20 protein-coding genes are annotated in these 21,580 nt (G+C 72.0%); 11 read left to right on the top strand and 9 right to left on the bottom strand.

Annotation, left to right across the window (positions count from 1 at the left end):
* Positions 1–36: 36 nt before the first annotated feature.
* Together OG625_RS05440 and OG625_RS05435 are read right to left on the bottom strand one after the other, a co-directional pair.
* Complete coding sequence (locus tag OG625_RS05440; RefSeq protein WP_329376932.1) at positions 37–1,554, bottom strand: DEAD/DEAH box helicase; 1,518 nt, start codon at positions 1,552–1,554, stop codon at positions 37–39.
* Between the two features lie 300 nt (positions 1,555–1,854).
* Positions 1,855–2,058: a cold-shock protein gene (locus OG625_RS05435; protein ID WP_030224351.1), complete on the bottom strand. Its 204-nt coding sequence runs from the start codon at positions 2,056–2,058 to the stop codon at positions 1,855–1,857.
* A 632-nt stretch (positions 2,059–2,690) separates the two neighbouring features.
* On the opposite strand from OG625_RS05435, the gene OG625_RS05430 reads away from it, so the two are divergent.
* A complete protein-coding gene (locus OG625_RS05430; RefSeq protein ID WP_329376931.1) occupies positions 2,691–2,948 on the top strand; it encodes a hypothetical protein in 258 nt (85 codons plus the stop codon).
* Between the two features lie 11 nt (positions 2,949–2,959).
* Here OG625_RS05430 and OG625_RS05425 read toward each other — a convergent pair whose 3' ends face one another.
* Together OG625_RS05425 and OG625_RS05420 are read right to left on the bottom strand one after the other, a co-directional pair.
* The gene (locus OG625_RS05425) at positions 2,960–4,021 is read right to left on the bottom strand and encodes an NUDIX hydrolase (RefSeq protein ID WP_329376930.1); all 1,062 of its coding nucleotides are present in this window, start codon (positions 4,019–4,021) and stop codon (positions 2,960–2,962) included.
* 73 nt (positions 4,022–4,094) lie between these two features.
* Positions 4,095–4,745 (bottom strand): LysE/ArgO family amino acid transporter, encoded by a 651-nt coding sequence (locus tag OG625_RS05420; protein ID WP_329376929.1) that lies wholly within the window; start codon positions 4,743–4,745, stop codon positions 4,095–4,097.
* Between the two features lie 69 nt (positions 4,746–4,814).
* Here OG625_RS05420 and OG625_RS05415 point away from each other — a divergent pair, with 69 nt between their 5' ends.
* From OG625_RS05415 to OG625_RS05385, 7 genes are all read left to right on the top strand, one after another.
* Positions 4,815–5,732 (top strand): LysR family transcriptional regulator ArgP, encoded by a 918-nt coding sequence (locus OG625_RS05415; protein WP_329390457.1) that lies wholly within the window; start codon positions 4,815–4,817, stop codon positions 5,730–5,732.
* A 10-nt stretch (positions 5,733–5,742) separates the two neighbouring features.
* Positions 5,743–6,135: a TOBE domain-containing protein gene (locus OG625_RS05410; RefSeq protein WP_329376928.1), complete on the top strand. Its 393-nt coding sequence runs from the start codon at positions 5,743–5,745 to the stop codon at positions 6,133–6,135.
* Positions 6,136–6,210: 75 nt separating this feature from the next.
* A complete protein-coding gene (gene corA / locus OG625_RS05405; RefSeq protein ID WP_329390455.1) occupies positions 6,211–7,293 on the top strand; it encodes a magnesium/cobalt transporter CorA in 1,083 nt (360 codons plus the stop codon).
* 128 nt (positions 7,294–7,421) lie between these two features.
* On the top strand, positions 7,422–8,024 hold the full coding sequence (locus OG625_RS05400; RefSeq protein WP_329376927.1) for a GNAT family N-acetyltransferase: 603 nt from the start codon (positions 7,422–7,424) through the stop codon (positions 8,022–8,024).
* Positions 8,025–8,096: 72 nt separating this feature from the next.
* The gene (locus tag OG625_RS05395) at positions 8,097–8,945 is read left to right on the top strand and encodes a chitosanase (protein ID WP_329376926.1); all 849 of its coding nucleotides are present in this window, start codon (positions 8,097–8,099) and stop codon (positions 8,943–8,945) included.
* 53 nt (positions 8,946–8,998) lie between these two features.
* Positions 8,999–9,412, top strand: a complete 414-nt coding sequence (locus tag OG625_RS05390; RefSeq protein ID WP_329376925.1) for a DUF805 domain-containing protein — start codon at positions 8,999–9,001, stop codon at positions 9,410–9,412.
* 190 nt (positions 9,413–9,602) lie between these two features.
* Entirely contained in the window at positions 9,603–11,822 is a 2,220-nt protein-coding gene (locus tag OG625_RS05385) for an NADP-dependent isocitrate dehydrogenase (RefSeq protein ID WP_329376924.1), read from the top strand.
* Positions 11,823–11,901: 79 nt separating this feature from the next.
* On the opposite strand, the gene OG625_RS05380 is transcribed toward OG625_RS05385, so the two are convergent.
* The 4 genes from OG625_RS05380 to OG625_RS05365 form a co-directional block, all read right to left on the bottom strand.
* The gene (locus OG625_RS05380) at positions 11,902–12,825 is read right to left on the bottom strand and encodes a formylglycine-generating enzyme family protein (RefSeq protein WP_329376923.1); all 924 of its coding nucleotides are present in this window, start codon (positions 12,823–12,825) and stop codon (positions 11,902–11,904) included.
* Positions 12,826–12,870: 45 nt separating this feature from the next.
* Positions 12,871–14,289, bottom strand: a complete 1,419-nt coding sequence (locus OG625_RS05375; RefSeq protein ID WP_329376922.1) for a sulfatase family protein — start codon at positions 14,287–14,289, stop codon at positions 12,871–12,873.
* A 254-nt stretch (positions 14,290–14,543) separates the two neighbouring features.
* A complete protein-coding gene (locus tag OG625_RS05370) occupies positions 14,544–14,960 on the bottom strand; it encodes a hypothetical protein (RefSeq protein WP_329376921.1) in 417 nt (138 codons plus the stop codon).
* Positions 14,961–15,133: 173 nt separating this feature from the next.
* The gene (locus tag OG625_RS05365) at positions 15,134–16,546 is read right to left on the bottom strand and encodes an MFS transporter (RefSeq protein ID WP_329376920.1); all 1,413 of its coding nucleotides are present in this window, start codon (positions 16,544–16,546) and stop codon (positions 15,134–15,136) included.
* Between the two features lie 140 nt (positions 16,547–16,686).
* On the opposite strand from OG625_RS05365, the gene OG625_RS05360 reads away from it, so the two are divergent.
* The 3 genes from OG625_RS05360 to OG625_RS05350 all read left to right on the top strand — a co-directional run bounded on the left by OG625_RS05360 (position 16,687) and on the right by OG625_RS05350 (position 20,804).
* Positions 16,687–17,508 carry a helix-turn-helix transcriptional regulator gene (locus OG625_RS05360; RefSeq protein ID WP_329390453.1) on the top strand — a complete coding sequence of 274 codons (822 nt, stop codon included), beginning with the start codon at positions 16,687–16,689 and terminating at the stop codon, positions 17,506–17,508.
* Between the two features lie 32 nt (positions 17,509–17,540).
* Positions 17,541–19,400, top strand: a complete 1,860-nt coding sequence (locus OG625_RS05355) for a glycoside hydrolase family 71 protein (RefSeq protein WP_329376919.1) — start codon at positions 17,541–17,543, stop codon at positions 19,398–19,400.
* 219 nt (positions 19,401–19,619) lie between these two features.
* Positions 19,620–20,804, top strand: a complete 1,185-nt coding sequence (locus OG625_RS05350) for an aminotransferase class V-fold PLP-dependent enzyme (protein WP_329376918.1) — start codon at positions 19,620–19,622, stop codon at positions 20,802–20,804.
* Positions 20,805–20,819: 15 nt separating this feature from the next.
* Here the strand turns inward: OG625_RS05350 and cobF are convergent, their stop codons facing one another.
* Entirely contained in the window at positions 20,820–21,572 is a 753-nt protein-coding gene (gene cobF, locus OG625_RS05345; protein WP_329376917.1) for a precorrin-6A synthase (deacetylating), read from the bottom strand.
* Positions 21,573–21,580: the final 8 nt, after the last annotated feature.

Below are 21,580 nucleotides of genomic sequence, written 5' to 3'. Positions count from 1 at the left end.
GTACGGAATGGGGTCTGACCTGGGCGTACCGGGGCTCTAGGCCGCGGCGTCGAACCTGCCCTGGCGCTGCCCGCCGCGGCGCGAGGCCTGCGAGGGGCGGCCGCGGCCGCCGCGCGAGGCGGCGCTGCGCTTGGGGCGCTCGCTCACCGGCGCCGTGATGACGACGGGGATGCCGGACGGGGTCCGGGCGCCGGTGATGCGCTGCAGCTCGGCCTCGCCGGAGCGGACCTGGGTGGTCTGCGGGGTGATGCCGGCGGTGATCATGAGGCGGGTCATGTCGCGTCGCTGGTTGGGGGTGACGAGGGTGACGACGCTGCCGGACTCGCCCGCTCGGGCGGTGCGTCCGCCGCGGTGGAGGTAATCCTTGTGGTCGGTGGGCGGGTCCACGTTGACCACGAGGTCCAGGTTGTCGACGTGGATGCCGCGGGCGGCGACGTTGGTGGCCACCAGCACGGTCACGTGCCCGGTCTTGAACTGGGCCAGGGTGCGGGTGCGCTGGGGCTGGGACTTGCCGCCGTGCAGGGCCGCGGCCCGTACGCCGCTGTTGAGGAGGTCCTGGGTCAGCCGGTCGACGGCGTGCTTGGTGTCCAGGAACATGATCACGCGGCCGTCGCGGGCGGCGATCTCCGTGGTCGTGGCGTGCTTGTCGGCGCCCTGCACGTGCAGCACGTGGTGCTCCATCGTGGTGACCGCGCCGGCCGAGGGGTCGACGGAGTGGACGACGGGGTCGTTCAGGTAACGGCGCACGAGCAGGTCGACGTTGCGGTCGAGGGTCGCGGAGAACAGCATCCGCTGGCCGCCCGGACGCACCTGGTCGAGCAGGGCGGTGACCTGCGGCATGAAGCCCATGTCGGCCATCTGATCGGCTTCGTCGAGCACGGTGATGTCCACCTGGTCGAGCCGGCAGTCGCCGCGCTCGATGAGGTCCGCGAGGCGCCCGGGGGTCGCGACGACCACCTCGGCGCCACCGCGAAGCGCGCCGGCCTGCCGGCCGATCGACATGCCGCCGACGACCGTGGCCAGCCGCAGCTTCACCGAGCGGGCGTAGGGGGTGAGGGCGTCCGTGACCTGCTGGGCGAGCTCGCGGGTGGGGACGAGTACGAGGGCCAGCGGCTGGCGGGGCTCTGCCCGCCGGCCGGTGGTACGGGCGAGCAGCGCGAGGCCGAAGGCGAGGGTCTTGCCGGAGCCGGTGCGCCCGCGGCCGAGCGCGTCGCGGCCCGCGAGGGTGTTCGGCAGGGTCGCGGCCTGGATCGGGAACGGGACGCTCACGCCCTCCGCGCCGAGCGCGGCGAGCAGCGGGGCGGGCATGTCGAGCTCGGCGAACGCCTCCACGGCGGGCAGCGCGGGGGTGATCGTCCGGGGGAGGGCGAACTCGCCCTGCGCGGCGGCGGGCCGGCGGCCGTAACCGCCGGAGCGGGACTGTCCTCCCGAGCGGGGCTGGCCACCGGAGCGCGACTGACCGCCGGAACGGCTGGGGGCCGCCGAGCCGAACCGGCTCCCACCCGTGCGGGAGGAGGCGGAGGAGGAGCGATTGTTCGTGCGTGTGCGGTTCATGCGGAACCTTCCTCGAATGCGGCGCATATCAAGGAATTCCCGCAGCGACGAGCGCACGGAGAATTGCGAGAATGGGCCGGATGGAACGTGAAAGCGAATCTGGCCGGCGAAAATGCGTGCGAGCTCAGGCGCTGGAAACGGGGCCGCACCGTGAAGGCGGGTGTCCCCGGGTGAGGATCCTCGTACGGAGGGCCGCGGAATCCTCGGATCGTCCCGCAGGTAAACTCACTGCGGGGAAAACGCGCAGCTGGGGCCCGCACCCCGAGGGATGCGGGCCCCAGCTGCGAATACGCGTCAGCGTCAGGCGGGAACGATGTTCTCGGCCGTCGGGCCCTTCTGGCCCTGAGCGATGTCGAAGCTGACCTTCTGGCCTTCCTGCAGCTCGCGGAAGCCCTGGGCGGCGATGTTCGAGTAGTGGGCGAACACGTCAGCGCCGCCACCGTCCTGCTCGATGAAGCCGAAACCCTTTTCCGCGTTGAACCACTTCACGGTACCAGTAGCCATGTCAAATCTCCTTTGGGGCAGTACAACGCGATCCGCAACGTGCGGACCTCGTGTCGCCGCGATGATTGCCCCGCCGGACCAAAAAGACCGGAAATACACAAGCGTTCACAGTGGACGCGAAGTCCGACTGGTGCTTGAAATTTTTGGGAACCACAACTGCAACTGAGATCGACAGTAGCACGGCACGGTGACCCGTGGCGTAATTATCGCCGCCCTCCCTGAGGCCGTGAAAAACCCTCAGCGCGCGGTCCGCCAAATTCTCATCTCGCGAACATAGATATCTGCCCGCCTGGGCCGCAGCGTTTCCCGCGCCGCCGGGCAGCTCCCCGTGCCCTCAGTGGCCGAGCGAGCCGAAGAGGGCACGGACGGTCCTCAGGATCTGGGCCGGCACCGCCGCCGCGGCCCGTCGGCGGGCGGGACGCGAGGACCATACGGCGGCAGGACGACCCCGGTGAACAGGGCCGTGAACACGAAGGTGAGCAGTGCGATCGGACTCGTGGCCAACCAGTGCACGGGAGGTCCGTTCCCTCGGCGCCGGAGAAATCCGAAGATCAGGACATCGGCGCAGGTCACGCCCTAGGCTTCGGGGGTGCTTCCTGAAGCGAAGTGAAACCGGGGGGTCCGGGTGGGGGATGCGACAGGCGCCGTGGCGGATGCTGCTCGACGCCGGCCCGGCGGTCGAGCGCTCGCCGGAAGCGGTGGTCGGGCTGCTGCGGCCGGCCCGTGAACTGGGACAGGAGGGATGGCTCGCGGAGCACGCCGAACCGCTTCTGCTGTCGCTGGAGCCGGCCGGGCTGCTGCGGCTGCGTGCCACGGATGTCGACGCGCTGCGGCCGGTGGTGCGGGACGCCGGCCTGTTGGGCGTGCTGCGGGCCGTCGAGGAGATGTGACGGGGCCCCCGTTAGGGCGTGGCCGGGCGGCCGGCGTGGAGTTCCAGGGGGCCCGAAGTCGTGCTGCGGGCGGTGAGGGAGGCTTCGATCTGGCGGCGCAGGGCGCCCTTCACGAAGGTGCGGAGCTCCGTGCGGGGTACGGCACGCCAGGCGAGGAGTTCGACGGGGTCGAGACGGATCCGGGCCAGGGTCGGGGCGTCGAGGACGCCGCCGTCGTAGAGGAAGCGGATGCGGGCGGGGTGGCCCGGTTTGTGGGACCAGTTCACGGCGAGGAGACGGCCCGGCGCGAGGTCGAGGCCGAGTTCCTCCTGGACCTCCCGGCGGGCGGCCGCGCGCGGGGTCTCGCCCAGGTCGCTGTCGATGCCGCCGCCGGGGAGGTGCCAGCGGCGGGTGCTGCCGTACGCGGGCCGGACCAGCAGGATCCGGCCCTCGGCGTCGGTGAAGAGCACGCTCGCCGCCGTCAGGGCCTTGGGGCGGTTGGCCCGGTGGCTGGCCGCGTCGAGTTCGCCCGCGTGGCCCAGGGCGGCCCGGCGGGCCGGGTCCAGGCCGGCCGGGGAGCCGGGCTGGGGCACGCCGTCCACGAGGTGGGCGAAGGAGCCGGCGTGCAGGGCGGCCAGGCCGGCGCGCAACCGGGGTGCGATACGGGCCGGGAGGGCCTCGTACGCCTCCTCGGGCGCCAGCCAGCGGGCCTCGGTGATCTCGCCGTCCGGGAAGGAGATCGCCGAGGCCTCCTGCGGTGTCAGCGGGCCGACGAGGTGGACGTGCACGATGAGGGAGCGGCCGAGCGTGCCCGGCGGCCGGGAGTCCACGGCCAGCAGTCGCCCGACCGGCACGACGAGGTCCAGCTCTTCCTTCAACTCGCGGGCCAGGCCCTGCTCCGGGGTCTCGGTGTCCTCCACACTGCCGCCCGGAAGCTCCAGATCGGCCTTGTACGAGGTGGTCAGTACGAGCACCCGCCCGCGGGAGTCCAGGACGACCCCGGTGGCGGCCACGAGCGGGGCCGGCTGGGCGGCGTAGTACGCGCGCACCTCGTCGGGGGAGGGGCGGTCGGGCACGGCGGGCTCCAGCTCCACGGGGTCGGTCCACCGCACTATGCCACGCGCGACGCCGGGCCCCGGGCGGCCGGCGCGCATCGGCACGCCGGTGTCAGGCGCGGGCCAGGAGCAGGCCGCCCATGGTGACCATCGTCGCGGCGACGAGGCCGTCCAGCACCCGCCAGGCCGAGGGGCGGGCGAGCAGGCCGCTCAGCAGCCGGGCCCCGTAGCCCAGGGTGGAGAACCAGGTGAGGCTGGCCAGGACGGCCCCGGTCCCGAAGGCCCAGCGCAGGTCGCCGCGGTCGGCGGCGAGGGAGCCGAGCAGCAGGACGGTGTCCAGGTAGACGTGCGGATTGAGCCAGGTCATGGCCAGGCAGGTCAGCACGGCGGCCCTGCGGCCGGGGTGGGAGCCGGAGCCGGAGCCGGAACCGGAAGCGCCGCCTTCCGTGGTGAGCGCAGCGCCCGGGGCGGGTCGCAGCGCCCGGCGGGCCGCGAGGGCTCCGTAGCAGATCAGGAACCCGCCGCCGGCGATGCCGACGGCCGTGAGGGCGGCCGGCCAGGCGGTGACGAAGGCGCCGACCCCGGCGACGCCGAGGGTGATGAGGACGGCGTCGGAGACGGCACAGATGGCGACCACGGCGAAGACCGACTGCCGGCGCGCGCCCTGACGGAGGACGAGGGCGTTCTGCGCACCGATGGCGACGATGAGGGAGAGGCCGGTGCCGAAACCGGCGAGGGCCGCCGTGAGGATGCCGTGTGTCATGAGGTCGACCGTAGGCAGCCACTCCTGTTCAGTACAGCTAAAGATTTTTACGTACCATTAGCGCTCGTGATGGACGAGCTTCCCCTGGACCAGGTACGGACCCTCCTCGCCGTGGTGGACGAGGGCACCTTCGACGCCGCCGCCGCGGCCCTGCACGTGACGCCGTCGGCCGTCAGCCAGCGGGTCAAGGCCCTGGAGCAGCGGACCGGGCGGGTCCTGCTGATGCGTACGAAGCCGGTACGGGCCACGGCGTCCGGCGAGGTGGTGATCCGCTTCGCCCGCCAGCTGGCCCGCCTGGAGCGCGACGCGCGGGCCGAGCTGGGGATGGCCGACGGGGCGGGCCCGGTGCGGCTGCCGATCGCGGTGAACGCGGACTCGCTGGCCACCTGGTTCCTGCCGGCGCTGGCGCGGGTTCCCCAGGACCCGCCGGTCTGCGTCGAGCTGCACCGGGAGGACGAGGCGCACACGACGGAGCTGCTGAGGGAGGGGCAGGTGATGGCGGCCGTCACCTCCTCGCCCGACCCGGTGGCGGGGTGCGCATCCCGGCTGCTGGGGCTGGCGCGGTACCTGCCGGTGGCGAGCCCCGGTTTCGCGGCCCGGCACCTGACGGGGGACCCGGAGCGGGACCTGCGGGTGGCGCCGACCATCGTGTTCGACCGCAGGGACGACCTCCAGGACGCGTTCGTGCGCGACCTGACGGGGGACCCGGCGGGCGGGGCCGGGGCGGTGCGGCACTCCATCCCGACCTCGGAGGGCTTCCGCGACGCGGTGGTCGCCGGGCTCGGCTGGGGCCTGGTGCCGGAACAGCAGTCGCGGCCGCTGCTGCGGGCGGGGGCGCTCGTGCTGCTGGTGCCGCGCCGGCCGATGGACGTACCGCTGTACTGGCAGCAGTGGAAGCTGGACTCCCCGGCGCTGTCGGCGGTGGCCGAGGTGATCGGGGAGGCGGCCCGCGAGGCCCTGCGTCGTCCCTCGGTGACCGGGCCGTAGGCTGCGGGGCATGGAGTCCTACACGATCGGTCAGGCGGCACGGCTGCTCGGCGTCAGCGTCGACACGGCGCGGCGCTGGGCGGATGCCGAACGGTTCCCCACCCGCAGGGAAGGCACGCGGCGGATGGTGGACGGGCCGGACCTGGCGGCGTTCTGCGTCGAGGCCGCGCAGGAGGGCGCCGATGGCGACGAGGCTCCGTACACCTCGGCGCGCAACGCCTTCCCCGGGATCGTCACCGGGGTGAAGCTCGGGACGGTCACCGCGCAGGTGGAGATCCAGGCCGGTCCGCACCGCATCGTCTCGCTGCTCACGCGGGAGGCGGTGGAGGAGCTCGGGCTGGAAGTGGGCGCGCGGGCCACGGCGCGCGTGAAGTCGACGAGCGTGTTCGTCGACCGCACCTGACGGGGCGGCCGCGGGCCCCGAGGGGGCGGTGGCAGACTGGCCGCTGATCCGCCGAAGGAGAGTACGTCGTTGTCCATGTTCAGCAACCTGCGCCGGGCCGTGCGCCGCGGCTACCGGCGGGCGGTCGACCTCAGTCACCCCGCCCGCTCCCCGCTCGGCAGCGCGGTGGTCAACTGTGTGGTCTACCAGGACGGCGTGCGGCAGGACGGCTGCGCGGAGGCCGAGGAGGCGCTGCGCCGGGTCCGCAAGACGGGCGAGGGCTTCGTCTGGATCGGTCTGCACGAGCCCTCGCAGGAGGAGTTCGCCGGGCTCGCCCGGCTCTTCGGCCTGCACCCGCTCGCCGTCGAGGACGCGGTCAACGCGCACCAGCGCCCCAAGATCGAGCGCTACGACGACACGCTGTTCGCCGTCTTCAAGACCGTGCGGTACGTCGAGCACGAGGAGCTGACCGCGACCAGCGAGGTGGTGGAGACCGGCGAGCTGATGGCCTTCACCGGCCAGGACTTCGTCATCACCATCCGGCACGGCGGCCGCCTCACCCTCGGCCCGGTCCGCGAGGCCCTGGAGGCCGCCCCGGACCAGCTGGCCCAGGGGCCGGCGGCGGTGCTGCACGCCATGGCCGACCACGTGGTCGACGACTACGTGGCCGTCACGGACGCCGTGCAGAACGACATCGACGCCGTGGAGACCGCGGTCTTCAGCGAGCACGGAGGCCGCGGCGACGCCGGCCGGATCTACCAGCTCAAGCGCGAACTCCTGGAGCTGCGGCGAGCGGTGGCCCCGCTGAGCCGGCCGCTCCAGCAGCTGGCCACGCAGCCGATACCGGTCATCCCGGCGGAGGTCAGGGCCTACTTCCGGGACGTCGCCGACCACCTGGCCCGGGCCACCGAGCAGATCGGCGCCTACGACAACCTCCTCGACTCGATCCTCCAGGCGCACCTGGCGCAGGTGACCGTCGCCCAGAACGAGGACATGCGCAAGATCACGGCGTGGGCCGCGATCGTCGCCGTCCCGACCATGGTGTGCGGGGTCTACGGCATGAACTTCGACCACATGCCCGAACTGCACTGGACCTACGGGTACCCGCTCGTCGTCGGCGTCATGGTGATCGCCTGCTTCGTCATCCACCGCGGGTTCCGGCGCAACGGCTGGCTCTGACCGCCTGACCGCCTACCCGCCTGACCGTCCGACCGCCTGACCGCCTGCTGAAAATCCGGTGAGGACGGCCGGGGCCGTCGGTAGGGTCCGCCTGTCACTGATGATCACTTGGGACGGGCGGTCCGAACATGGAGCGGATATCGGAAGAGCCGGACGGCGGCGCACTGGTCGGACGGCGGGTACGGCTGGAGCCGCTCGCGCACCGGCACCACGACGGTCTCTGCGAGGCCATCCGGGACGGGAAGCTGTGGGAGCTCCCGGTGACGACCGTCCCGCATCCCGAGGGCGTTCCCGCCTTCATCGACGAAGCGCTCGCGGCGCGCGAGGCCGGTACGGAGATCGCGTACGCGACGGTGGACCTGGCGAGCGGCCGGATCGCCGGCTCCACCCGGCTGATGGCGATCAACAGGACGTACCGGCGGCTGGAGATCGGCTACACCTTCCTCGGGGCGTCCTGGCAGGGGACCGGTCTGAACACCGAGGCCAAACTGCTCATGCTCACGCACGCCTTCGAGGTGATGGGCATGAACCGCGTCGAACTCCTCACCGACGTGCGCAACAGCAGGTCGCGGGCCGCGATCGAGCGCCTCGGCGCGACGCACGAGGGGGTGCTGCGCCACCACATGGTCATGAGGGACGGCTGGATCCGTGACACCGCCGTCTACGGCATCACGCGTCCCGAGTGGCCGGATGCCAAGCGGGGGCTGGCGGACCGGGTGCAGGGGGCTTGAGGAAAGGCCCCGTGGGCTGGTAGTAAAGTTTCCTAACCAACCTGGAAGCCTCAACCACCCCACGGAGGCCTTGTGTTAACCCCCCACCGCAAGACGCTGGCCATCGGAGCCGTACTCGGCTGCGCACTCCTCGCCGCCCCGGTCGCCGCCCACGCCACCGACCCCGCGCCCGCCGCAACCCCCGCCGCGGCCTCCGCGGTCGCGGCGGCGGCCGTCGGGCTCGACGATCCGGCGAAGAAGGAGATCGCCATGAAGATCGTCTCCAGTGCGGAGAACTCCACGCTGGACTGGAAGGCGCAGTACAAGTACATAGAGGACATAGGTGACGGTCGCGGCTACACGGCCGGGATCATCGGCTTCTGCTCCGGCACCGGCGACATGCTCGACCTCGTCGAGTACTACACCGAGATCAAGCCGGGCAACGTCCTCGCCAAGTACCTGCCGGCGCTGCGCCGGGTCGACGGCACCGACTCGCACGCCGGCCTCGACCCGAACTTCACGAAGGACTGGGCGAAGGCGGCCCAGGACAGCGAGTTCAAGAAGGCCCAGAACCGAGAGCGCGACCGGGTCTACTTCAACCCGTCCGTGAAGCAGGGCAAGGCCGACGGGCTCGGTGTACTCGGCCAGTTCATCTACTACGACGCCATCGTCATGCACGGCGACGGCACCGACCCCGCGAGCTTCCGCAACATCCGCAAGCGCGCCCTCGCCAAGGCCAAGCCGCCGTCCCAGGGCGGCAACGAGACCACGTACCTGAACGCCTTCCTCGACGCCCGGGTCTGGGCGATGAAGCAGGAGGAGGCGCACAGCGACACCAGTCGCGTGGACACGGCCCAGCGGGTCTTCCTCAGGAAGGGCAACCTGAACCTCGACACCCCCCTCGACTGGAAGGTCTACGGAGATCCCTTCCACATCGGCTGACAAGGCAAAGGACCTTGACCGGGCAGTAACATCCGCATAAATTCTGCCCCGGCTTGCTCCAGAAGGACTGGCCCACCACCCGTCCTCTGGGGGGACTCGTGCACTACTACACCGACGTCCTGAAGAAGTACGTCGCCTTCTCCGGCCGTGCGCGACGCCAGGAATTCTGGATGTTCGTCCTGTGCAACGCCGTCGTCGAGGCGGTCGTCCTCACGATCGACTTCGCGTTCGACGCGAAGTTCATCCTCTACGCGGTCTACACCCTGGCGATCGCACTGCCGGCCATCGGCCTCTCCGTGCGCCGCCTGCACGACCAGGGCAAGTCCGGCTGGTGGTACTTCATCGGCTGCATCCCGGTCATCGGCTGGATCTGGATGCTCGTCCTGATGCGCACCGAGGGGGAGCCGCACGAGAACCGGTACGGTCCCAGCCCCAAGTCGGTCCACCGGGTGCCGAGCCTCGTCTGACGAGCCTCGCGCGTTCCCCGAGCGCCGCCCCCGACGCAAGACGTCGGCGGCGGCGTTCTCGCGTGACATGTGCGACACGCCTCACCCGGAGCTTCGAGCAGGGGGCTGTCCAGACCGGCCCGATCACGAGATATCTTGATGTCGAGCAATGTTGCAGACGAGAGACGCAGACTGTGGAGCGGAGCAACCGGTGACTGACTCGACCATCATCTACACGCACACTGACGAGGCCCCGGCCCTCGCGACGTATTCCTTCCTGCCTGTGATCCAGGCCTACGCGTCGACGGCCGGTGTGAATGTCGAGACCCGTGACATCTCCCTGGCCGGTCGGATCATCGCCAGCTTCCCGGAGCACCTCCAGGAGAGCCAGCGGATCGCCGACGCCCTCGCCGAGCTCGGTGAGCTGGCGAAGACGCCGGGAGCGAACATCATCAAGCTGCCCAACGTCTCGGCCTCGATCCCGCAGCTGAAGGCCGCGGTCGCCGAGCTCCAGGGCCAGGGCTACGCCCTCCCGGACTACCCGGACGACCCGAAGTCCGACGAGGAGCGCGAGATCCGCTCCCGTTACGACAAGATCAAGGGCAGCGCCGTCAACCCGGTCCTGCGCGAGGGCAACTCGGACCGCCGCGCCCCCGGCTCGGTCAAGAACTACGCCAAGACGCACCCGCACCGCATGGGCGCCTGGTCCCCCGAGTCGAAGACGCACATCGCCACCATGGGCGAGAACGACTTCCGCTCCACCGAGAAGTCCGCCACGATCGCCGAGGCCGGCACCCTGCGCATCGAGCACGTGGCCGCCGACGGCGCCACCACCGTGCTGCGCGAGTCCGTACCGGTCCTCGCCGGTGAGGTCGTGGACGCGTCCGTCCTGCACGTCGACGCGCTGCGCACCTTCCTCAACGACCAGATCGAGCGTGCCAAGGCCGAGGGCGTCCTGTTCTCGGTGCACCTCAAGGCCACGATGATGAAGGTCTCCGACCCGATCGTCTTCGGCCACGTGGTCCGCGCCTTCCTCCCGAAGACCTTCGCGCGCTACGGCGAGACCCTCGCCGCCGCCGGCCTGTCGCCCAACGACGGTCTCGGCGCCATCCTGAACGGTCTGGGCGCCCTGCCCGACGGCGACGCGATCAAGGCCTCCATCGACGCCGAGATCGCCGAGGGCCCGGCCCTCGCGATGGTCGACTCCGACAAGGGCATCACCAACCTGCACGTGCCGTCCGACGTCATCGTCGACGCCTCCATGCCGGCCATGATCCGTACCTCCGGCCACATGTGGGGCCCGGACGGCGCCGAGGCCGACACCCTCGCCGTCCTCCCGGACAGCAGCTACGCGGGCGTGTACCAGGTCGTCGTCGACGACTGCCGCGCGCACGGCGCGTTCGACCCGTCCACCATGGGCTCGGTGCCGAACGTCGGCCTGATGGCCCAGAAGGCCGAGGAGTACGGCAGCCACGACAAGACCTTCGAGATCGCCGCCGCGGGCACCGTCCGCGTCGTCGACGCCGCGGGCAACGTGGTCCTGGAGCAGGAGGTCGCCGCCGGCGACATCTTCCGCGCCTGCCAGACCAAGGACCTGCCGATCCAGGACTGGGTCAAGCTCGCCGTCACCCGCGCCCGCGCCACCGGCAGCCCGGCCGTCTTCTGGCTGGACGAGAGCCGCGCGCACGACGCGCAGCTGATCGCCAAGGTCAAGACGTACCTGGCCGACCACGACACCGAGGGCCTGGACATCAAGATCCTCTCCCCGGTCGAGGCCACCGCCTTCTCCCTGGAGCGCATCCGCCGCGGCGAGGACACCATCTCGGTGACCGGCAACGTGCTGCGCGACTACCTGACCGACCTCTTCCCGATCCTGGAGCTGGGCACCAGCGCCAAGATGCTGTCGGTCGTCCCGCTGATGAACGGCGGCGGCCTCTTCGAGACGGGCGCCGGCGGCTCCGCCCCGAAGCACGTCCAGCAGCTGGTCAAGGAGAACTACCTGCGCTGGGACTCGCTCGGCGAGTTCTTCGCGCTCGCGGCCAGCTTCGAGCACCTCGCGACCACCACCGGCAACGCCCGCGCCCAGGTGCTGGCCGACACCCTGGACCGCGCGACCGGCACCTTCCTCAACGAGGACAAGTCGCCGAGCCGCAAGCTGGGCGGCATCGACAACCGCGGCAGCCACTTCTACCTCGCGCTGTACTGGGCGCAGGAGCTGGCCACGCAGACCGACGACGCCGAGCTGGCGGCGGCCTTCGAGCCGCTCGCCAAGACCCTGGCCGAGCAGGAGCAGACCATCGTCGCCGAGCTCATCGCGGTGCAGGGCTCCCCGGTGGAGATCGGCGGTTACTACCAGCCCGATGCCGCCAAGGCCGCTGCGATCATGCGTCCGTCCGCGACCCTGAACAACGCGCTGGCGATCCTCGGCTGAGGCTGAAGCCGTAGCAGTTCCTCGCGTGATCCGCCCCGGTCGGCCCCGTGCCGACCGGGGCGGACCCGTATCCGGGGGCTCAGTCCGGGTCGGCCGCCACGCGGAAGCCGATGTTCCCGGCCGAGCTGTCCGGGGTGTTGCGGGTCCGTGCCGCGACCCGGTAGCGGTTGCAGTACGAGTCGTGGCACATGTGGGAGCCGCCGCGCATGGTGCGCTCCGGGCCGCCGGAGGCGGAGAAGCGGTCGGCGGACCACTCCCACACGTTGCCGACCGCGTTGTACAGCCCGTACCCGTTGGGCCGGAAGGACTTGGCGGGAGCCGTGCCCGCGTACCCGTCGGCCCGGGTGTTGTGGGCCGGGAAGTCGCCGTTCCAGATGTTGCACATGTACCGGCCGTCGGGGCGGAGTTGGTCGCCCCACGGGTAGCGCTTCTGCTCCAGGCCGCCGCGCGCGGCGAACTCCCATTCGGGTTCCGTGGGCAGCCGCGTCCCGGACCAGGCGCAGTAGGCGAGCGCGTCGTGCCAGGAGACGTGGACCACGGGGTGGCTCTGCCGCGCGGCGAAGGAGGATCCGGGTCCCTCCGGACGGCGCCAGTCGGCTCCGGAGACCGCCCGCCACCACGGGGTGCCCGCCACCGCCGGTGACGCGGAGGTGAGTTCACCGCTGAGGAAGCCCGCGAAGACGAAGCTGAAGCCGAAGGACTCCGCCTCCGTGACGTGGCCGGTGGCCTTCACGAACGAGGCGAACTGCGCGTTGGTGACGGTGGTCGGGGCGATGCGGAACGCCCCGACCACCTCCTCCCGTACCGGGCCCTCGCCGTCCGCCGGGAACCCGTCCGGGTCCTCGGTCCCCATCAGGAACCGGCCGCCCGCGACGTCCACCAGATCGCGGACGGCCCGCGCCGCCGCGGGATCCGCCGCCGGCGGGGCCTGGGGCCGCCGGACCAGGGTGAGCAGGTCGGCGGAGGGCTCCCGGCCGGGGGTGCAGCAGGGCTTGGGCGGCATCGGTGTCTCCTACGGGATGTCCGGCGAAACGCGTGGACCGGTCGGTCAGGCGGTGCGGTCGGCGGCCAGGGCCGCGGCCAACGCCGGGATGCCGAGGGCCTGTTCCTGCTGCGGGGTGGCCTGGTGGAGCAGGTTCTGCAGTTGGTACGGGTCGCTCACCAGGTCGTAGTACTCGCGGAAGGTCACCTGCCCGGTGCCGGAGACCGCGCCCGTGGCATCGGTGTGCAGGTCGTAGTACTCCGTGTACTGCTTGTCCTTGGCCACGTACGAGGCCCAGGTCTTCGGACCGGTGCCGCCGGTGCCCTGCTTCCACCACTCGACCAGCAGGTGGTCGCGGCTGAAACCGGTGAGCAGCGAGCGGCCGTCCTGCGGGGTGTCGGGGGTGATCCCGGCCGCGTCCAGGATGGTCGGCGCGATGTCGATGTTGGCGACGACGCGGTTGTCGACGGTGCCCGAGCCCAGTCCGCCGGCTGGCCAGGAGAGGTAGAACGGCACCTCGTGGGCGGGGGAGTAGGGCACGGACTTCTTCAGCCAGCCGTGGTCGGCCCACGAGTAGCCGTTGTCGCCGATGTAGATGACCAGGGTGTTGTCGAGCTGGCCGATCGCCGCCAGCTTGTCGTGGATCGCCTGCACCGCGTCGTCCACGGAGAGCAGGGACCGCAGCTGGCGCTCGCGCAGCGCCTTGGCCTCGGCGAGGGTGCCCGTCGCGTTCTGGATGTAGGCCGGTTTGTCGCTGCGATCGGCCTCGGGGACCGACGGCCGCCCGTTCCACGCGGGCACGACCGTGTCGGCGTACTTGGCCGCGGGCGTGTTCGGCTCGTGCGAGGCGTACGGGGTGACGTACGCGAACCACGGCCGGGTGTCGGTGGTGGCCTTGTCGAGGAAGGCCAGGGTCTTGTTCTTGACGATGTTGGTGGTGTAGCCGGTGAGGGTCTGGACCGTCCCGTTGACGTTCCAGTTGGCGTTGTTGTAGGCGGGCTGGAGCAGCGCCCACTCCTCGAAGTGCGGCGGATTGTCCGCCAGCGCCCAGGAGTTGAGGTACTTGCCGAACAGCCCGGTGCGGTAGCCCGCTTGCTTGAGGTAGCGCTGCACCGTGCTGTGCTGGTCGAGGCTGTGCGAGGCGCCGTTGTTTCGTACGCCGTGGTTGTGGGCGTACCGGCCCGAGAAGACCGACGACCGCGACGGCGAGCACAGCGGAGTGGACACGTGGCCGTTGGTGAACTTCACGCCCTGGTCGGCTATCCAGCCGATGGTCTTCTGGATCGCCCAGTCGGTGTGCTTGGGCTGGTCGTCGGTGACGATCAGCAGGATGTTGGGGCGGGCCGCGGACGCTGCCGCGGTGCCCGACGTCGCCGCCTGGGCGAGGGACGGAGTGGCCGCTGCCGCCGCCACCGCCGCGGCGCCGGCGAGGAAGCCGCGTCTGCCGACCGGACCGGTCCGGGGCGCACTGGTGTGCTCGCTCACGAGGATCTCCTGTACGTGCGGGGGAGGTTGACGTACACGCCCGGGCCCACGATCGCGCAGCACATGCGCGACCGGAACCCGCAGGTCAGACCCTAGGTTTCCGTCCCCCGCCACTCAATGACTCCCCGATGGCAGTGCTGTGCCGGTGCTGCTGCGGTGATGTGGCGCCGTCATGGCGGCGACACACGGTGCACACAATGCGCCGCAGGCGCAGTGCACATGGCCGTACACATGGCCGCAGACGAGGCCGGGCTTCAGAGCCGGTGGACCCGTTCCCCGTCGAGGCCCAGCGGCGCCCGCCCGGCGGCGAGGATCCGCAGGCCCGGGGCGACGGTGAGCAGCTCCCGCAGCCAGGCCAGGGCGTCCGGGCCGAGCTGCTCCGCGCCGTCCAGGACGAGCAGCATGTCCCGCTCGGCCAGCCAGGAGGCGACGCTCGCCGTCCGCCCGCCGGGCAGGAACGGCATGCCGGGCACGCAGCCCAGCTCGGCCGTCAGCTCGTGCGCCCCGAGCCGGCCGCGGACCGGCTCCATCGCGACCACGGCGACCCCGTCGTAGAAGTTCGACACGAGCCGCCGCGCGATCTCCCGCACCAACAGGCCCCGCGGCTCGCGGAACCCGCCGGCCACGGTCAGCACCCGCCCCCGCCGGACGGCGGTGAGCAGGCGGGACATCTCGGCGGATGTCGCGGGGACTGTTCCGGACGACGACCCTGAATCCCTCATCGGCACGATGCCCCCCATTGCATGCGTGACCAAGCGCGGCAACAGGGTACGAACAGGCCGCGTGACGACGATTATGCGCCACTTGCGTCGGAAGACCAGGGGAATGTCGTATTCCTACGCGGCTACCGACGGCGGCGCAGGCCCAGGTACACCAGGAGCGCCGCCGCGAGGACGATCGCCGCGTCGGCCGCCAGCACCGTCCGCACCCCGCCGAACAGGGAGGCCTGCGTGGTGGCCAGCACGCCCAGCAGTGGGATGCCGATGGTGAGGCCGACCTGCTGGGTGGTGGTGACCAGGCCGGTCGCCAGCCCCTGTTCCTCGTCGGGCACGCCGCTCGTCACCACCAGCCCGTACGAGATGATCGCGCCGAGGTGGCACATGCTGGCCAGCGACACCGCCACGGTAGCCAACAGGGCGCCCGACTCCGAGCCCACGACGAGCAGCGCGGCGGTCAGCACGCCCTGGCCGAGCAGGGAGCCGATCAGGGTGCGGCGGGCGCCGAAGCGGCCGATGACCCTCGGGGCGTACGAACCGGCGAGGACGGAGGCGATGCCCTGGATGCCGAAGACCAGACCCGTACGGAAGGCCGACAGTTCCAGCGTCTCCTGGAGGTAGAGGGTCAGGACGAAGACGACCGTCGACATCATCGAGAAGGTGACCAGACCGCCGAGATTGCCCCAGGCGACCGTGCGCCGCTTCAGCATCGCCGGCGAGACCAGGGGGGCCGGGGACCGCGTCTCCGCCACCGCGAACGCGACGAGCAGGACCAGTCCGACCACCAGGGTGCCCCAGACGTCCGCGCCGCCGAAGCCGCGCTGCGCCGCCGTCGACAGGGCGTAGATCAGCGCCAGCAGGGAGCCGGTGACCGTGATGGCCCCGGGCACGTCCAGCCGCGGCCGCTCGGTCGTGCGCGACTCCCCCAACAGCCCCGGCGCGAAGGCCAGTACGACCACCGAGGCCACCGCGAGCAGGCCCATCGTCGAACGCCAGCCCAGGGTGTCGGTCAGGACACCGCCGAGCAGCATGCCGACGGTGTAGCCGAGGGACAGCAGCGTGCCGGAGATGCCGAGCGCCCTGTCGCGCAGCGGACCCTCGGGGAAGGTCGTGGTCAGCAGGGACATGCCGGTGGGGACGATGACCGCCGCGCCCATGCCCTGGAGCGCGCGCCCGGTCAGGAAGGAGGCCGGGTCCCAGGCGAGGGTCGCGAGCACGGAGGCCGCGCCGAAGAGTGCGAGGCCGGTCAGGAACAGCTTCTTGCGGCCGTACAGGTCCGCGATCCGGCCGAACAGGAGCAGGAAGCCGCCGGAGGGCAGCGCGAACGCGGTGACCGCCCACTGGAGGCCGGACCGGCTCAGCCCGAGGTCCTTGCCGAGCACAGGCAGGGCCACGTTCAGTACGGAGAAGTCGAGGGCCACCATGAACTGGGCGGCGCAGAGGACGAAGAGGACCAGACGGGCCCGGCCGGAGAGCCGGTCGCCGCCCTCGGGGGCCGCCGTGTCGGGTGAGTGGGTCGTCGTATGTGTGTCGATCGCCATGGCAGTCAGCTTCGTGGCGCGGGAATGCCCGTGGAGAGTGGGAACTTATCCTGTTGGCGGCAACACCAGGCAGCCGGACAGGGGGACTCGTGGCCATACCGATCGACGCGCACCGACGGACCGAGCTGCGGGGTTTCCTGATGAGCAGACGGGCCAGGATCTCCCCGGCCGAGGCGGGCCTGCCGGACGGCGGGGCCCGCCGCCGGACGCCGGGCCTGCGCCGGGAGGAGGTCGCGGTGCTCGCCGGCGTCGGGGTCTCCTGGTACCAGTGGCTCGAACAGGGTCGCGACATCACCGTGTCCGGGCAGGTCCTGGACTCGGTCGGCCGGGTACTGAAGCTCACCAGCGCGGAACGCCGGCACCTGTACGTGCTCGCCGGGCTCAACCCGCCCGTGCTGGAGGTCGCCCCGGCGGACCGCGACATGTGCGAGGGCCTGAAGCGGCTGATCGACGCGTGGATGCCGTTCCCCGCGCACATCATGGACGCCTACTGGAACACGGTGCTGTACAACGAGGCGGCCGCGATGGTCCTCGGGATGCGTCCGGAGATCGTCCAGAACTGCCTGATCGCCTTCTTCACCGACCCCCTCTACCGGTCGCGTTCCGCGCACTGGGAGGAGAACGCCGCCAACGTGGTCGCCCAGTTCCGGGCGGCCTGCTCGGAGCACCCCCACGACGAGGGGTTCCGGGCCGTCGTCGAGGAGGCCCGGGAACTCAGCCCGGAGTTCGCCGCGTTGTGGGACCGGCAGGACGTCCGTCCCGGCGGCCTGACGAAGAAGCAGATGCAGCATCCGGTCGTCGGCACCCTGCACGTGGAGACGACCCAGCTGCGCGTGCCCGCCCGCCCCGACCTGGCGATCGTGCTGCACACCCCGCTCCCGGGCACCGGAACCGCCGAGAAGCTGGAGTGGCTGAGCTCACCGGAGGGCCGGCGGGGCTCGATGTACCCCGTAGCGGGCTGAGCCGGGACCCGAAGGACGTGGGAGGGGACAGGATGACGGGGAACCGGCGGGCAGGACGGCGAGCGGGCCCGGGCGGGCCGGGGGACCGCGCGGGGGACCGGGCGGAGCGTGCGGACCGGTTGGAGCGTGCGGACCGGGCGGAGCGTGCCGACGGCGTGGAACGGGCGCACCGCGTGGAACCGGCGGGCCCGGCCGAACGCCGGGCCCGGCACGGGCGCGGGGCCTCCGCGCGGCCCCGGTCGCACCGGCGCCGCACCGGGGTCCGGGGCGGCCGGCCGCTGCTGCTCCTGGTCTGCGGATTCCTCCTGGTCGGCGTCTGCGCCGCCACGGGGATCGCCTGGGACCCCTTCGCGCGCGCTTCCGCGGGGGAGGGGCCGACCGTCGCCACCGACACCCCCTGGCCCACCGAGCCCGCCGCCACCGCCCCACCCGCCGAAACCGGCGCCCCGGCCACCCGGCAGCCGACCGCGAGCCCGCCGCCCACCGGGGACGCGGCTCCGGAGCCCGGCCCCGGCGGCGCCCCCGAGACGCGGGCCCTTCCCTTCGACATGCCGAAGCCGGCCACCCTGCGCTCCGGCGCGGCGGGCAAGAAGCTGGTCTTCGCCCACTACTTCACCCCGTACCCGCTCTCCCTCGACAACCAGAGCGCCGACAGTGACTACTACACCCGCAACTACCTCGACCCGGAGGGCGAGAAGGGGAAGCACGGGACGTACGGCGGACTGCTGCGCGACCGGCCGCTGCCCGTGGCGCCCCGGAGCGGCGACTGGGAGTACGCCAACCTCCAGCAGGAGGTGCGCACGGCCGTCGCGGCGGGCATCGACGGGTTCACCCTCGACCTGCTCTCCCTCTCCGGCAAGAACTGGGAACGCTCCCGGCAGCTGATGGCCGCGGCCCGTTCGGTGGACCCGGGGTTCAAGGTCATGCTGATGCCGGACATGACCTCGCTGCGGACCGACGACCCGGCCGTGCTCGCCGAGGCGATCGCCACCCTCGGCCAGGCGCCCGCCGCCCACCGGCTCCCGGACGGTCGGCTCGTCGTCTCCCCCTTCAAGGCGGAGGCCAAGAGCGTCGCCTGGTGGAGCGAGACCCTGGAACTCCTCCGGACCCGGCACGGCATCCGCACCGCCTTCGTCCCGCTCTTCCTCGACTTCGGCGCGCACAACGGGGAGTTCGCGCCCATCAGTTACGGGTTCTCCGAGTGGGGCAGTCGCAGCTACGTCGGCCAGGAAGGCTCCGCGCGCGACGTACGGCGGGCCCACGACGCGGGCAAGATCTGGATGCAGCCGGTGTCCGTGCAGGACGCCCGCCCCAACCAGGGCGTCTACGACGAGGCCGGCAACACCGCCACCCTGCGCGCCACTTGGACGCGCGCCATCGAGGACGGCGCCGACTGGGTACAGCTCACCACCTGGAACGACTACTCCGAGAGCACCCAGTTCGCGCCCTCCCTGCACAACGGCCACACCTACCTGGACCTGAGCTCGTACTACCTGACCAGGTTCAAGACCGGCGGCTGGCCGAAGATCGTCCGGGACACCCTGTACCTGACCTCCCGCACCCAGTTCGCCGCCGCCGACCCGACGGGCCCGCAGTCGCTGGTGATGTCGCTCCGCAAGGGCAGCGCCGCGCCCCGGGACACGGTGGAGGTGCTCAGCTTCCTCGCGGAGCCCGCGGAAGTCCGTACGACCGTCGGCTCCGCCAAGGACACCCATCGGGCTCCCGCCGGAATCCACTCCGAACTGCTCCCGCTGAAGCCGGGCACCAGCTCGGCGCAGGTGGTGCGGGGCGGGAAGCCGGGGGCGGAGGTGGAGCTGGCGTACCCGGTGGACCGCACCGTCGAGGTGCAGGACCTCCAGTACCACGGGGCGACCAGTGGGCGTGAGCCGTAGGCCCCTCGGGGGCCGACGCACTCCGGCGGTCGAGCGGGCGCCGCTCTCCCCGGTTCGGCGCGGAGAACCCCGCCCCGTGGTCCGGCGCGGAGAACCCCGCCCCGTCGTGCGCGAGCTCGTCGCCCGCGCCCGCCGGGCGGCCTTCGCGGGCGGGCTACCGGCAGCGGCCCCGGCGGGAGATGATCAGGGGGACAGCCGCTCCGCCCCTACGGAGGCCCCGTGACCGTGCCGGCACACCCCGCCGACGCCGAGTTCCCCGCAGGTACCCCTGCGGATTCACCCGCCGAGTTCCCCGGCGGGCAGGCCCTGTTCCGCCTGGACCCCCGCGTCGCCCACCTCAACCACGGCTCCTTCGGAGCGGTGCCGGTTCCGGTGCAGGAGGCCCAAGCGGCGCTGCTCGCGGAAGCGCACGCCGATCCCGACGCCTTCTTCCTCGCCGTCCCGGACCGGCTGGCCGAGGCCCGCGCGCGGATCGCCGCGCACCTTGGTACCGACCCCGACGGCATGGCCTTCATCTCCAACGCCACCGAAGGCGCCAACCTCGCGCTCGACGCGATCCCCTTCGCCGAGGGCGACGAGATCCTGGTCAGCGACCACGGCTACGGCACCGTCGTCGCGGCCGCCGCCCGCCGCGCCCCGGTCACCACCGTCGCCCTCGACCCCGGCCTGCCCGACGAGGACGCCGTCCGTGAGGCCGTGCTGGCCGCGCTGACCCCGCGGACCAAGGTGGCCGTCCTCGACCACGTCAGCTCGCCCACCGCCCGGATCATCGCCTCGCCCCGGCTCCTCGCCGACCTGCGGGAACGCGGGGTCACCACAGTCGTCGACGGCGCCCACGCCCCCGGCATGCTCGCCGACCCCCTCGCCGGCGGCGCCGACTTCTGGTTCGGGAACCTCCACAAATGGGGGTACGCCCCGCCCGGGAGCGCCGTCCTCGCCGTCGCCCCGCAGCACCGCCGCCGGATCAGGGCCCTCGTACCGTCCTGGGAGGACCAGCACGGCTTTCCGCGCGCCGTCGAGAACCGCGCCACCGCCGACTACACGGGCTGGCTCGCCGCCCCCGAGGGGCTCGACCTCATCCACCGCCTCGACGCGGCCAAGGTACGGGCCCACAACAGCGCCCTGGCCGCCCACGGCGCGGCCCTGCTCGCCGAGCTCCCCGGGCTCACCCCGCTGCCCGGCGGCGACGGCCTCGCCATGCGCACGCTACGGCTGCCGCCCGGGGTCGCCGAGACCCACGAGGCCGCCCGCGCGCTGCGCGAGGAGCTCGCGGCGCGGCTGCGCATCCGGGTGCTGATCTGGCCGTGGCCGGCCGGCGGCGGCATCCGCGTCTGCGGCCAGCTCTACAACCGGCCCGAGGAGTACGAACGCCTCGCCGCCGCCCTGCCGGCCTTCCTGAAGTGAGCGCGATGAGGGGGCTCAGCCGCGCCGCAGCAGGTACGTGTCCATGATCCAGCCCTTGCGGGCCCGGGCCTCGGTACGCAGCTCCTCGATCCGCCCCGCGACCTCGGCCAGCTTCCCCGAGACCAGGATCTCGTCCGGGGTGCCCACGTAGGCCCCCCAGTAGATGAAGAGGTCCTGGTCCAGGTGGGCCGTGAAGGCGTGCCGGGCATCCAGCATCACCACCACGTCGTCCACCTCGTCCGGCCAGCCCTCCGCGAGCCGCCGCCCGGTGGTGATCTGGACCGGCCGCCCGACCCGGTTCAGGTTCGTGCGGTGCCGGGCCAGCAGGGCGGAGACGCTGCTGATGCCGGGGACGACCTCGTGCTCGAAGGCCACCCGGCCCCGCTCCAGCACCTCGTCGAGGATCGCGAGCGTGGAGTCGTACAGCGACGGGTCGCCCCACACCAGGAACGCGCCGGTCTCCCCCTCCGCCAGATCCTCCGCGATGAACCGCTCGAAGAGCTCGGCCCGCGCACTGCGCCAGCCGTCCACCGTCGGGGTGTAGTCGGCGGGGGCCCGGTCCCGGTCCGGGTCGCGGCCCTCCACCAGCCGGTGGCCGGGGCGCGCGTGCTCTTCGAGCATCGCGCGCCGCAGCCCGGTCAGGTCCGCCTTCTCCTCACCCTTCTCCAGGATGAGGAATGCGTCCGCCGCGCCGATCGCCTTGACCGCCTGGAGGGTCAGGTGGTCCGGGTCGCCCGCGCCTATGCCGATCACTGAGAACTTCTTCACCCGGCTAT

Origin of the sequence: Streptomyces sp. NBC_01351 (assembly GCF_036237315.1) — a bacterium.
GTDB lineage: Bacteria > Actinomycetota > Actinomycetes > Streptomycetales > Streptomycetaceae > Streptomyces.
This window is presented reverse-complemented; position numbering and strand designations above follow the sequence as displayed.